At 74.9% G+C, this 11,729-nt stretch carries 11 protein-coding genes and 1 pseudogene; 6 read left to right on the forward strand and 6 right to left on the reverse strand.

Going from position 1 to position 11,729, the window contains the following annotated elements; all coding sequences use genetic code 11:
- Positions 1-226: 226 nt before the first annotated feature.
- Both ppk2 and BJP40_RS06025 read right to left on the reverse strand, forming a co-directional pair.
- Positions 227-1,159, reverse strand: a pseudogene (ppk2, locus tag BJP40_RS06020) (polyphosphate kinase 2); the annotation flags it as partial.
- 185 nt (positions 1,160-1,344) lie between these two features.
- Positions 1,345-3,480, reverse strand: coding sequence for a SpoIIE family protein phosphatase (locus tag BJP40_RS06025; protein WP_071279210.1), 2,136 nt, complete (start codon positions 3,478-3,480; stop codon positions 1,345-1,347).
- A gap of 500 nt (positions 3,481-3,980) precedes the next feature.
- On the opposite strand from BJP40_RS06025, the gene BJP40_RS33525 reads away from it, so the two are divergent.
- Positions 3,981-4,187 carry a hypothetical protein gene (locus BJP40_RS33525; RefSeq protein ID WP_143065891.1) on the forward strand — a complete coding sequence of 69 codons (207 nt, stop codon included), beginning with the start codon at positions 3,981-3,983 and terminating at the stop codon, positions 4,185-4,187.
- Positions 4,188-4,387: 200 nt separating this feature from the next.
- On the opposite strand, the gene BJP40_RS06030 is transcribed toward BJP40_RS33525, so the two are convergent.
- The 3 genes from BJP40_RS06030 to BJP40_RS06040 form a co-directional block, all read right to left on the reverse strand.
- Positions 4,388-4,822 carry a DUF2267 domain-containing protein gene (locus tag BJP40_RS06030; RefSeq protein ID WP_071279212.1) on the reverse strand — a complete coding sequence of 145 codons (435 nt, stop codon included), beginning with the start codon at positions 4,820-4,822 and terminating at the stop codon, positions 4,388-4,390.
- A gap of 92 nt (positions 4,823-4,914) precedes the next feature.
- Complete coding sequence (locus BJP40_RS06035; protein WP_071279214.1) at positions 4,915-5,346, reverse strand: DUF2267 domain-containing protein; 432 nt, start codon at positions 5,344-5,346, stop codon at positions 4,915-4,917.
- Positions 5,347-5,453: 107 nt separating this feature from the next.
- A complete protein-coding gene (locus tag BJP40_RS06040; protein WP_071271647.1) occupies positions 5,454-5,891 on the reverse strand; it encodes an Hsp20/alpha crystallin family protein in 438 nt (145 codons plus the stop codon).
- A 131-nt stretch (positions 5,892-6,022) separates the two neighbouring features.
- On the opposite strand from BJP40_RS06040, the gene BJP40_RS06045 reads away from it, so the two are divergent.
- Positions 6,023-6,703, forward strand: a complete 681-nt coding sequence (locus tag BJP40_RS06045; RefSeq protein WP_226962815.1) for a type III effector protein — start codon at positions 6,023-6,025, stop codon at positions 6,701-6,703.
- 105 nt (positions 6,704-6,808) lie between these two features.
- On the opposite strand, the gene BJP40_RS06050 is transcribed toward BJP40_RS06045, so the two are convergent.
- Positions 6,809-7,267, reverse strand: a complete 459-nt coding sequence (locus BJP40_RS06050) for an SUKH-3 domain-containing protein (protein ID WP_071279216.1) — start codon at positions 7,265-7,267, stop codon at positions 6,809-6,811.
- Positions 7,268-7,649: 382 nt separating this feature from the next.
- Here BJP40_RS06050 and BJP40_RS06055 point away from each other — a divergent pair, with 382 nt between their 5' ends.
- From BJP40_RS06055 to BJP40_RS06070, 4 genes are all read left to right on the forward strand, one after another.
- Complete coding sequence (locus BJP40_RS06055; RefSeq protein WP_071279218.1) at positions 7,650-8,141, forward strand: DUF2975 domain-containing protein; 492 nt, start codon at positions 7,650-7,652, stop codon at positions 8,139-8,141.
- The gene (locus tag BJP40_RS06060) at positions 8,141-8,401 is read left to right on the forward strand and encodes a helix-turn-helix transcriptional regulator (protein WP_071279220.1); all 261 of its coding nucleotides are present in this window, start codon (positions 8,141-8,143) and stop codon (positions 8,399-8,401) included. The genes BJP40_RS06055 and BJP40_RS06060 overlap by 1 nt, the downstream gene beginning before the upstream one ends.
- Positions 8,402-8,879: 478 nt before the next feature.
- Positions 8,880-10,304, forward strand: coding sequence for a rifampin monooxygenase (gene rox / locus BJP40_RS06065; protein ID WP_071279222.1), 1,425 nt, complete (start codon positions 8,880-8,882; stop codon positions 10,302-10,304).
- A gap of 787 nt (positions 10,305-11,091) precedes the next feature.
- Complete coding sequence (locus tag BJP40_RS06070) at positions 11,092-11,358, forward strand: hypothetical protein (RefSeq protein ID WP_143065892.1); 267 nt, start codon at positions 11,092-11,094, stop codon at positions 11,356-11,358.
- Positions 11,359-11,729 lie beyond the last annotated feature (371 nt).

The raw sequence follows: 11,729 nt of genomic DNA on the forward strand, positions 1-11,729 counted from the left end.
ACCCGAACAACCGGTTCGCGATCGTCCTCGACAGCGAGGTGGTCTCCGCGCCGTCCGTGGACCAGCCGGTCACCGGCGGCCAGGCGGCGGTCGGCACGGGCCGCGTCCCGGTCGCCGCTCGCCGGGGCCCGGTCGGCCGGGGTCGTCACCTGCCGGCTGCGCCGGGCGGCGGGTCGCCCCGGTCGCCGTCGCGCGCCGGGGGCGCATCGGCGGGCGGGCCGTCCAGCAGGGTCGCCGCGTGGTCGGGGACGTACGTCTGGAGGTCGCGCGGCGGGCGTTCGTAGCCGGTGGAGGGCGGCCGCTGCGGGAGTTCGAGGACCGGCGGCTCCACCTCGCGGTAGGGCACCGAGGCCAGCAGGTGGGCGATCATGTTCAACCGGGCCCGGCGCTTGTCGTCGCTCTCGACGACGAACCAGGGGGCGTCCGCGATGTCGGTGTGGACCAGCATGGCGTCCTTGGCTCGGGAGTACGCCTCCCAGCGGGTGATCGACTCAAAGTCCATCGGCGACAGCTTCCAGCGGCGCAGCGGGTCCTGGAGGCGGCGCCGGAACCGCTCCTGCTGCTCGCCGTCGCTGACGGAGAACCAGTACTTGCGCAGCAGGATCCCGTCCTCCACGAGCATCCTCTCGAAGATCGGGCACTGCCGGAGGAACAACCGGTGCTCCTCCTGGGTGCAGAAGCCCATCACGTGCTCCACACCTGCGCGGTTGTACCAGGACCGGTCGAAGAGCACGATCTCGCCGGCGGCCGGCAGGTGCTCGACGTAGCGCTGGAAGTACCACTGGGTGCGCTCGCGTTCGGTCGGTTTCGGCAGCGCCGCGATCCGTGCGACCCGGGGGTTGAGGTACTCGGTGACCCGTTTGATGGTGCTGCCCTTGCCCGCAGCGTCACGGCCTTCGAAGACGACGACCAGGCGAGCGCCCTCGCTCCGCACCCATTCCTGGAGCTTCACCAACTCCGTCTGGAGCCTCAGCAGCTCCGCCTCGTACACGGCGCGCGGCACTTTCGCGCTGCCCCCGGGCCCGGTGGCCTTCCCGGCCCTCCCCGGCTTCACGGCCTTCGCCTCCCTCTCCCCCGCCCCGTGCCCCTGCGCGCCCGCCGCCCCGTCCGCGCGGGCGGACCGCTCGCCCGGCGCCTTCGCCTTCTTGCCACGTGCCATGCCGCCTCCGCTTCCGACGCCTCGCGGTGGCCGCCACGTGGTGCGCCGCCTGCCGGGGCGCAGGGCGGGCCGCGTGTCCCGTGCGGCTACGGTATGCCGCGGGCGCGCTCCCCGGCGGGAAGGCACCGCGTATCGGGCCGCCGCGCACGGCCCCGGCCCGGAGCCCGTACCGAGTGCGGAGCCCGTCAGGGCGCGGGTGCGGAACTGCGGAGCAGGAGGACGGCGATGTCGTCGGTGTGTCGGCCCTGCGGCCAGGTGCGGTGGAGGAGCGCGTCGATGACGGCGTCGAGGTCCGCGCCGTCCGGGAGGAGGGCGGCGAGGCCGGCGGTGGTCAGGTCGAGGTCCGTACCGGGCACCTCCACGAGGCCGTCGGTGTAGAGGGCGAGCGTGGTCCCGGGGGTGAACGGCAGGGTGGTGACCGGGCACGGGGCGTCGAGGTCGACGCCCAGCAGGGGGGCCGGGTCGAGTGGCGCGATGCCGGGCGGGTGCCCCGGACGGTGCAGGAGCGGCGGCGGGTGGCCTGCGCTCGCCAGCGTGACCTGGCGCCGGGCCAGGTCGAGGTGCGCGTACAGGCAGGAGACGAGGAGGTCGGTCTCCAGATCGGCGAGGACGCGGTTCGTCCGGGTGAGGACCTCGCTCGGTGAGGCGCCCGCGGTGGCGTGGATGGCGGTGCGGACCTGGCCCATGAGGGCCGCGGCGGCGACGTTGTGGCCCTGGACGTCGCCGATGACGGCGGCGGCCGTGGTCTCGTCGAGGCGGATCAGGTCGTAGAAGTCGCCGCCGATGTCCATGCCGTGGCTGGAGGGCAGGTAGCGGGCGGCGACGCCGAGCCCGGGCACGGCGGGCAGGCTGCGCGGCAGGAGGGCCTGCTGCAGCCCGTGCGCCAGTTCGTGCTTGGCGTCGTAGAGGCGGGCGCGGTCGAGGGACTGGGCGATGACTCCGGCGAGGGAGGTCAGGACGGCCCGTTCGTCGGCGCTGAAGGCGCGCGGGTGGTTGTACGACAGGACGCAGCAGCCGACGGGGCGGCCGGAGATGATCAGGGGCAGGAACGCCCATGCCTGCTTGTCGCTGATCTTCGGGGCGCTGGGGTAGCGGCGCGCCATCTCCTCGGGGCTGGCGAAGAAGGAGGGCGTCCCGTCGACCAGGACCTGCCCGGCGGGGGTCACGTCGGTGTCCAGCGGCAGTCCGTCGAGCCGGTCGATGACCTCCTGGTCGTAGCCGCGGTGGCCGGTGATCCGCAGCCGGCCGGCGTCCGCGGCGGACAGGACCAGGCCGTCGGCGCCGAACGCGGGCAGGACCATGTCGCCGATGAGGTCGACCACGTCCCGGACGGCGACGGTCTCCGTCAGGGCAGCCGCGAGGTGCATCAGCTGGTACAGCCGGCCGGCCTGGGCCCGGTCGGCGGGCAGGGCGGTCGTCCCGCCCGGTGCGGCCGCCCGCGGTAGTGCGTCGCCGGGGCCGCCGTCCGGTGCCGGAGCCCGTGTGATGCGTACGCTGATGCCGCTCGCGTCCGGGTAGAGGTGGAAGCGCAGCCACGACTCCGGGGGGCGCAGCGCGGTGAAGGCCACCGGATCACGGCTGATCACGGCGGTGCGGTAGTGGTCCTCGACGACGGGGTCGTCCAGCCAGGGCAGGGACTGCCACGGTCGGGTGCCTCGCAGGTGGTCGCCGTCCCGGCCGAGCAGTCCCGCGGCCGTCGCGGTCAGGTACGTGATCCTTCCCTCCAGGTCGAGGGCGACGGCTCCCTCCGGGAGGCGCTCCAGGTAGTCGGCGGCGGCCTGCACGTTCTGGGTGCCGCGCGGGCGGAACCCGCCGAGGGGTACGAGGCGGGGTTGTCCGGGCACGGTCGGCGGGCGCGGGCTGTCGTCCAGGACGTGGGCGATCCGGCGGGCCGCCGCGGCGATGTGGGCCCGTTCCCGCCCGCTGGCCTCGGGCGGGTGGCTGGCCGGCCACAGGAGGAGCAGGGCGCCCCGGCCCTGGGCGCGGCCGGACAGGGGCGCGGCGGAGAGGGCGAGGCGGTAGGGCAGGCTGGCGGCGACGCGCGGGTAGGCGCGGGCGAGGTCGTCGTGTGACGCCACCCACACGAAGCGGTCCTCGCGCACGGCTTCGGCCACCGGGACGGGGGCGGCCAGCGGCAGCCGGGTCCACGGCACCGCGACCTCCGTCGGCACTCCGCAGATCACCACCAGACCGAGCACCTGCGTCGACTCGTCCAGCAGGTACACGCCCCCGGCGGAGGCCCCGGTGCGGCGCACCGTGTCCACGAGCACGTCGTCGAGGAATCCGGCCTGCCCGAGGTCCTCACCGCCACCGTCGGCCATCGCCAAGCCCTTTCCCGTCCTGCGGGCGCTCCGGCCCCGCGGACGCCGTGCCGCGCGCCCCGTCCCCGCGGCGGCCCGGTGACCCGCTGCCGCGTCGCCACGCCGGTGCGGCCGTGCGCGGGCGCACGCCCTCCTGCCTCGCCCGGGCGGTCTGCTCTCGGGCCCGCCACCGTTCGCGGCCGTCGGCGCGGGGGCCTGTGGGGGTGGCCGGTGGGAGCGGGGCCGCCTCTTTCCAGGGTGCGCCTCCCGGCTGCCGTACGCACGCGCGGCGGCCGGTGACGGTGGTTGCGGGCCGATGTCTGGCGACCGGGCGGCCATCGGTGACGGGACGGGCGGGCCCGCAGGCGACCGGGGGCGCGGCGCAGGGGCGCGGGACGGCGCCTGGGGGGGTCCCGCATGGGGTCGGCGGCACGGCAGGCAAAGGTGTGCGGCCCGCAGGGCGGGCGGCTGACCGCCAGGCCCCGGGTGGACTGCGGGCCGGGCCGGGGTCCGGGAGCTCCTTGCGCGGGTGCCGCCCGGGGCTCACCACGGAGGTGATCCCGGCGGTGCTGCCGTGCCTGCGCGGCGGGGAGGACCCGGTCTTCGACTGGTGCACCGGGCCGCGGACCGCGCTGGAGGGGGAGTTGGCGGACGTGGAGCGGCGCATCGCGGCACTGCGGCGCTCCCGCACCGCCCTCGCCGGTCACCTCGCCGACGCCGGTACGTGAGGCGGCCGGGGCGCTGCCGGGCTTGTCGTCCGGCGTGAGGGGCGGCATGGGGCCCTTCGGACGGGCAGGTTCCCGCGGACGAGCACCGGAACCGGGACGGGACGTCCGCGGCAGCCCCGGCGGGTCGGCGGCGACCGTCCGTGCCGGAAGCCCGTCCCCGCCGTCGCACCCGGGTGGGCCGCGGTGCTCGGCGCCTGGCGCTAGGCGGTCTGCGCGAGTTGCGCGCGGCCGAAGAGCAGGGCGTAGCCCTGGGGGAGCCCGCGGAGGAGCCGGTCGGTGAGGTCGGGTCCCGCCAGGTGGGCGACGGTGGTGAGCACGGAGCCGACGTCCCAGCGGGTGGTGGCCAGGGACGCGCCGCTGCGGGTGGCGATGTCCTTGACGAAGGCCCAGCCGGTGAGGCGCTCGTTCTCGGGCGGCTGGGAGGTGAGCATCAGGGCTGCCTGGCGGGGCAGGCAGGCGGCGAGAGCAACGCGTTCCTCCCCTGTCACCTGCCGCCCCAGCGCGCCCAGGACGGTGCGGACGACCTCTTCGGCGCGTTCCCGGGTGGGGTAGACGCCTTCGTAGCGGACGCGTTCGAGCATCTGCCGGTACGACACGGCCGGCCGGGCGGCGGTGGGGTGCGGCAGGGTCTGCATGGACGGAGGATCCTTTCTCGTGCGCGGTGTTCTGCTGTTGTGCCGTTGTACGCGTTCGCCGTACCGCCGGTGGGGGCGCCGACGGGACGGGGTCAGCGTGGTGTGGAGTCCGGCTCCCGGGCGTCGGGCCGGGTGTGGCGGGGTGCGCCGAAGAGCAGGTCGTAGCCAGGCGGGAGCTGGAGGAGTATCCGCTCGGTCAGGTCCTCGCCGGCCACGTCCGCCGCCACGCTCAGTACGGCTCCGACATCCCACAGGGCCGTCGCCTCGGTGGCGCCGTCGATCCACGCGGAGGTGGCGCGGACGAACCGCTCGGCGGACAGGGGCTCCGCCGCCTGCAAGGGGTTGAGCAGGATCAGGGCGTACCCCTCGGGGAGCCGGGCGGCGAGTTCGCTGCGGACGTCGCCCACGAGGTGGGCGCCCAGGAGGGCCAGCACGGTGCGGGCCGCCCGGTCCGCCTCCGTCTGCGTCCGGTACTCGCCGCGCTCCCGTACGTGTGCGAGGAACGCTTCACGCCGCAGTGTCATCGCTGGGTGTCTCCTCCCTGGGGCCCTGCGGCGGGGACGGCAGCGGGGGAACGCCGCCGTCCGCCGACGGCAGGCGCGGTGGGTCACCGGTGACCCACCGCAAGGGGCTAGCCTCGGATCTGCTTGCGGTCCGCGGCAGTGGTGACGGCCACCTTCCGGGGCTTGGCCCGTTCGGCGATCGGGATACGAAGGGTGAGGACACCGGCTTCGTAGTCGGCGCTGATGTGTTCGGTGTCGAGCGTGTCGGCGAGCATCACCTGCCGGGAGAAGACTCCCTGCGGCCGCTCCGCCAGCTCCATCTGGACCTCGTCACCTGTGGGCGCCGGCCGCCGCTCGGCCTTGACGGTCAGCATGTTGCGCTCGACGTCGATGTCGATCGCGTCGGGCTGCACGCCCGGGATGTCGAAGGCGATGACGTACTGCTCGCCGTCCCGGAAGGCGTCCATCGGCATGGCCGAGGGCCTTGACCAGGTGCCCGACGGTGCGTCGAGCAACCGCTGGGTGAGCCGGTCGAGTTCACGGAAGGGATCGGTGCGCATCAGCATCGTGGGAACACCTCCGATTCGCTTCAGCTGTATGCCCATGCGCTGTCGGCTGACTCCGTTGTAGCATGTCATCGAATCGATGACAACCGGGATCGTCATCCATACGATGACGTACGGGTGGAGGGATGGCCATGACCGCTGACGACCGCGTGGACGCCGACGGGCGGACACCACCCGTCCGGCCGCTTGCGCCGTCGGTCCCCGCGGCTCAGGCCGCCCTGGAAGCGATCACTGCCGCCCTCGCCACGGCCGAGGCGCCCGGATCGCGGGCGGGGGCCCCGGCGGCCGAGGCGTCACCGGCCGAGCAGGCCCTCGCGGCGCTGCTGCTGCTCCGTCTGACCCGGGAGCGGCTGGCCGGCTGGGAGAGCCGCCTGATCGAGGCGGCGCGGCACGCCGGGGCCAGCTGGACGGACCTGGCCGCACCCCTGGGAGTGGCCAGCCGGCAGGCCGCGGAGCGCCGGTACCTGCGGCTGCGCCCGGGCGCCCCCGGCACCACGGGCGAGCAGCGGGTCCAGGCGACCCGGGACCGCAGGGCGTCCGACCGCCGGGTCGCCGCGTGGGCCCGCGACAACGCCGCCCGCCTCCGGCAGCTCGCCGGGCAGGTGTCCGCGCTCGACGACCTTCCCGACGAGACCCGCACACTCCTCGGCCGGGCCCTCGGGAACCACGACCCAGCCGCCCTGCTGGGGCCCCTCGCCCACGCGCGGGCCCAGCTGGACAGCGGGCCCGCGGAGCTGCGGGGGCGCCTCGACGCCGTCCGCGAACACACCGCGAGCCTCCGGCAGCCCCGCGGCGACGCGGACGGGTCCTGACCCGGCTCGGGGCGGCGGCCGCCGCACGCCCCGACGGGATGCGACGGGATGCCGAGGACCGCCCGGCGACTCGACCGGAGCCCCGAGGCGAGCCGGTCGCGGCGCTCAGCCCGCCGGCAGGCCGGCGTCGGCGATCCGGCGGGGCGCCACGCCGAGGACCAGGTGCTCCAGCGCGCGGGGCACCGGCCCGAAGGAAGCGACCCACGCCTCGACGAGGTAGACCTCGTGGAGCTCGTCGATGCCCAGGAAGTACCGGCCGTGATCGAGTTCGCCCAGCGGGAACAGCCGGCGCCCGAGGGCGTCGCCCCACTCCAGGAACCGGCCCTCCTCTCCCCGGGCCAGCGCGGGGTCCAGCTCGAAGGGTGTACGGGCACAGGTCACGCCGGGACCGCCGACGTGCACGGCGAGGCCGCCGAACTCCCGCAGGAAGGCATGCGCCGGGGCGTGCATGAGAAGGCCGGCCGCGGCGAACGAGGCCTCCCAGCGGCCGGTGTCCACCTTCCGGCCGGGCACCCATCCCGACGCCCTCAACACGTCCGCCACCTCCGGCACCAGATGACTCATCCCGCTCCCCCGCTCCTCCGGCTGTCGGTGCAGGGCATCGTTCCGGCCGCCGCGCCCACGCGCAACACGGTGCAGGGGAGCGCGGGGGTCGGCCGGACCCGCAGGTGGTGTGCGCTGTCCGGCGGAGCCCGAGGGCCGCGAGCCGACGTGCGCGGACGCGGGCTCGGGGCAGGCGACAGCCGCCCGGCTCGCCTGAGCGCTGCGTGTGCGGGGGCCGACGGACCGCCGCCGGGGGCACGGGAAGACCCCCGACGAAGCCACCGCCGACCAGGCGAACAACGAACCGTCGGCCGGGGCGCGCACGGCGGGTCCACTCCCACCCCCTTGCCCAACCTATCGTTTCTCGATAGATTTCCATCGCCTTGCGATGGAAGGAGTTGCTGTGGGGAAGATGACGCTCATCACTCTGCGCGCCGTGATCGCGGTGCTGCTCGCCGGCTCGGTCCTCGTCCAGACCGTGATGGTCGCGCTGCTGAGGGCCGACCTGGACGAGAGCCCCCTGGCGGGGCGGAGCATCCCGATCCTCGCCATCGTCGCGCTGGGGATCGTGACGGCCCAGGCCGTCCTCGTGTGCGTGTGGCGCCTGGCGGCGATGGTGCGCCGGGGGACGGCCTTCTCCCCGGACACCTTCCGCTACGTGCACGTGGTGATCGGCGCGTTCACCACGGCCGCCGTTCTCGTGTGCGCGCTCGGGGTCGTCCTGGCGCCCGGCGAGGCCGTGGCCCCGGGCGTCGTCCTGCTGCTCGGCGGGGTGGCGCTCGCGGTCTTCGGAGTCGCGCTCGTCGTCCTGGTCCTGCGGATGCTGCTCGCCCAGGCCGTCGCCCGTGACGTCGAGGCGTCTCGCATGCGGGCCGAGCTGGCGGAGGTGATCTGATGCCGATCGTCGTGGACGTCGACGTCATGCTGGCCAGGCGGAAGATGTCCGTGGGCGAACTGGCCGACCGCGTGGGCATCACCCCGGCCAACCTGGCCGTACTGAAGAACGGCCGCGCCAAGGCGGTTCGCTTCACCACGCTCGCGGCCCTGTGCGAAGTCCTGGAATGCCAGCCGGGGGACCTCCTGCGCTGGGAGCCCGACTCCTCGGCCGGTCCCCCGACGGATCGGCCGGACCGGCCGCAGCCCGCCCCCCTCTGACACCGCGCCGGCCTGAAGCCCAGACCCCCCGGCAGACTGCGCGCACGCCGGACCGGGGTGGAGCCTCTCCGCACGCAGCCACCGGAGCCGCGGGCGGACCCGGCCCGTGTGGACACCGGTGAAGGCGGACTTCGATCCCGCGCCCGGCAGGGACTGCTGGGGCCGGCGAGCACGATGAAGCCCCTCACACCACGCACCCGGAGCAAAAGCCCCCGCGCGCCAGGACATCCGCGAACCGCCCGCCCCGTTCGGCGCGCACAACAGAAAGGGCAAGGAGGTCACCGTCTCCTTGCCACTCTCAAGGTATAGCGCAAGGGGGGCCTTGCGGCAAGGCCCCACCCCTGCCCCAGAATGGCCGACCGAGGCCGGAACCCGCGGAAATGACCGTTTCGGCGCATTCTCTGCACTATCCGGATGCGGTCTGCGCCTGCGCGCGTGGGGCGGCCGCTCCCCATCCTCTCGGCGAACGGGCTTCTTGATGACGGACGTGATCGTGGTCGGCGGCGGACCGACCGGTTTGATGCTGGCCTGCGAGCTGCGGCTGCACGGTGTGGACGTGGTCGTCCTGGAGCGACTGGCGGAGCCGACCGGCGAGTCGCGCGGGCAGGGCCTGCACGCGCGCAGTGTGGAGATCATGGACCAGCGCGGCCTGCTGGACAGGTTCCTCGCGGTCAGCGAGAAGTTCCAGGTCGGCGGCCTCTTCGGCGGCATCACCAAGCCGTGGCCCGCCCAGTTGGACACGGCACACCCGTACGGCGTCGCCACTCCGCAGCCGGTCACCGAGCGGCTGCTGACCGAGCGCGCCCTGGAGGTCGGCGCGGACCTGCGGCGCGGTCAGGACGTCGTGGGCGTACGGCAGGACGACGACGGGGTGACGGTCGACCTGGCCGACGGCACGCGGCTGCGCGCCCGGTACCTGGTCGGGTGCGACGGGGCCCGCAGCACGGTGCGCAAGCAGCTCGGCGTCGCCTTCCCCGGCGAACCGGCCACAGTCGAGACGCTCCTCGGCGACATGCGGCTGACGGAAGACGCGCAGACCGTCGCCGCCGTCGTCGACGAGGTCCGCACGACGCACCTGCGGTTCGGGGCCGTTCCGCTCGGCGAAGGGCTGTACCGCCTGGTGGTTCCCGCGGAGGGCGTGGCCGAGGACCGTACGACCCCTCCGACCCTCGACGAGTTCAGGCACCAGCTGCGGACGTACGCGGGCACCGACTTCGGGGCGCACGAGCCGCGCTGGCTCTCGCGGTTCGGAGACGCCACCCGGCAGGCCGAGCGCTACCGTGTCGGCCGCGTGCTGCTGGCCGGGGACGCGGCGCACATCCACCCGCCGACCGGGGGGCAGGGGCTGAACCTCGGCGTGCAGGACGCCTTCAACCTCGGCTGGAAGCTGGCCGCGGCGGTGCACGGCTGGGCCCCCGCGGGGCTGCTGGACAGCTACCACACCGAACGGCACCCGGTGGGCGCGCGGGTACTGGAGAACACGCGCGCCCAGATGACCTTGTTGGGCACCGAGCCGGGCGTGGTCGCGCTGCGGGAGCTGCTGTCGACGCTGATGGACTTCGAGGAGGTGAACCGCCACGTGACCGAGATGATCACCGCGGTCGGGATCCGCTACGACTTCGGTGGGGGACACGACCTGCTCGGCCGACGGATGCGGGACGTCGCGCTGGGCCGGGGACGGCTGTACGACCGGATGCACGGCGGCCGCGGCATCCTGCTCGACCGGACGGGCCGGCTCTCGGTGGCGGGGTGGGCCGACCGCGTCGACCACGTGGTGGACACGGAAGCGCAACTGGACGCCCCCGCCGTGCTGTTGCGGCCGGACGGCCATGTGGCGTGGGTGGGTGACGACCAGGACGGGCTGACCGCGTGTCTGCCCACGTGGTTCGGCTCCGCCGCCTGACGGACGGGCGGCCCCGGAGCCTTGCCCCCGTCGGGCGGGCTGCGGGGTTCCGGAGGTCGGCGGCTGTCGCTCCCGGCCGCGAGGCCGGCGTGCCGGCCCGCCACCGCGCGCGTCGGGGCGTCCACGACCGCTGTCTGCCGGCGGCCCGCTGCGGGCCGGGGACGCTGCGCGGGATGCGGGCGCCGCGGACCGGTGCGGCGGGAGCCGGTGGGGGGAGGTCGGTGTGCCACATCCGGGCGAGCGGCTCCCGGAGGACCTCCAGCGGCACCTCCCGTGCCCCGGCGCCGGCGGGGACGGGGCCGGTGTGCCGCATGACGAGGTAGGTGGCGCGGGTGTAGCCGGCGCGCGCCAGCGGCGGGGCGCAGGCCGCGCCGAGGGCGTCGTCGAGGACGAGGACCATGCGGTGCTGCAGGGGGAAGAGCGCCTCGTCGACGAACCCTGGGAGCGCCTCGGGGTCGACCGGGCCGTCGATCACGACCTGGTTGTCCGCGTGGGAGTGCGCGTAGGTGTCGTTGTGGACGGCGAAGCCACCGGGGAAGTCGGTGGTGCGTTCCGCCGCACGGCGGGCGAAGGCGGCGAGGAAGGCGGTGATCCGTCGCAGGTCGGGTCCGGCACGGGGCAAGCCTTGGCCGGCGGATCACGGTCCGCAAGGGTTCTCCTCGTCCTTCCCCGGAGCGGTCCGAACGGTGGTTGTCGGAGGCCCGTGTCGTCTCGTCCACGGGGTCGTTGCACAACCCAGCCGGAAGCGGCTTTTTCCGATGATGAACGCCATGAAGGAGTGGAAACCATGACCGCACGCCGTACGGGACGTCTGGCCGCCGTGTGTGCCGGGGTCGCCGGAGTGGGGATGGCGGCGGCAGCGCCTGCCGTCGCCGACGCCCACACGCCGACCGCGGTGGGGGCGCCGGTGGTGAGCAACCTCAACAGCACGGGGCCGCTCGGCGCGCTGACCGGTGACCGGAAGGGCGGGCAGGGGCGGCAGGACGGCGGCGCCAAGGCCGCGGGGCTGCCGGTCGCGGGCGGACTGCTGGGCGGGCTGCCGCTCGGCGGCTGACCGGCGCGCACGGACGCACGGGAGCGGGGGCGGCAAGCAGGCCGCCCCCGCTCCCGCGCGCGCACCTTCCAGACGATCTTCCGCCGCGGGATCTCCGTGCCGCTCCCGCACCGCCCGCACGACCGCTCCGCCGCCCGGCGCACCTCCCTCGGTCCCGCTCCGCGACCGGAGCGACGTTTCCGCAGGTCGGGGCCGTGCGACCGGTCCCCTCCCCGGCCCCGGCGCGGCTGCGAAGGGGAGGGGCAGGGGTTTCCCCTCTTTGCGGGGGTGGCCGCCTCGGGATTCACTTTCGGTCACCCCCCACAGGAGCACCATCGTCCCCGCACGGTCCGTGGAGCTTCCCCAGGGGGCGCCGCGGGCGGCCCGGCCGG

It is taken from the genome of Streptomyces sp. CC53 (assembly GCF_001865245.1).
Lineage (GTDB): Bacteria > Actinomycetota > Actinomycetes > Streptomycetales > Streptomycetaceae > Streptomyces.

What these genes read in the sequence shown, in the direction of transcription:
- BJP40_RS06060 (WP_071279220.1), top strand. Translation starts at nt 8,141, where the DNA reads ATGCCGATCGTCGTGGACGTCGACGTCATGCTGGCCAGGCGGAAGATG.
- BJP40_RS06070 (WP_143065892.1), top strand. Translation starts at nt 11,092, where the DNA reads ATGACCGCACGCCGTACGGGACGTCTGGCCGCCGTGTGTGCCGGGGTC.
- BJP40_RS06050 (WP_071279216.1), bottom strand. Translation starts at nt 7,267, where the DNA reads ATGAGTCATCTGGTGCCGGAGGTGGCGGACGTGTTGAGGGCGTCGGGA.
- BJP40_RS06035 (WP_071279214.1), bottom strand. Translation starts at nt 5,346, where the DNA reads ATGACACTGCGGCGTGAAGCGTTCCTCGCACACGTACGGGAGCGCGGC.
- BJP40_RS06030 (WP_071279212.1), bottom strand. Translation starts at nt 4,822, where the DNA reads ATGCAGACCCTGCCGCACCCCACCGCCGCCCGGCCGGCCGTGTCGTAC.
- BJP40_RS06025 (WP_071279210.1), bottom strand. Translation starts at nt 3,480, where the DNA reads ATGGCCGACGGTGGCGGTGAGGACCTCGGGCAGGCCGGATTCCTCGAC.
- BJP40_RS06040 (WP_071271647.1), bottom strand. Translation starts at nt 5,891, where the DNA reads ATGCTGATGCGCACCGATCCCTTCCGTGAACTCGACCGGCTCACCCAG.
- BJP40_RS06045 (WP_226962815.1), top strand. Translation starts at nt 6,023, where the DNA reads ATGACCGCTGACGACCGCGTGGACGCCGACGGGCGGACACCACCCGTC.
- rox (WP_071279222.1), top strand. Translation starts at nt 8,880, where the DNA reads ATGACGGACGTGATCGTGGTCGGCGGCGGACCGACCGGTTTGATGCTG.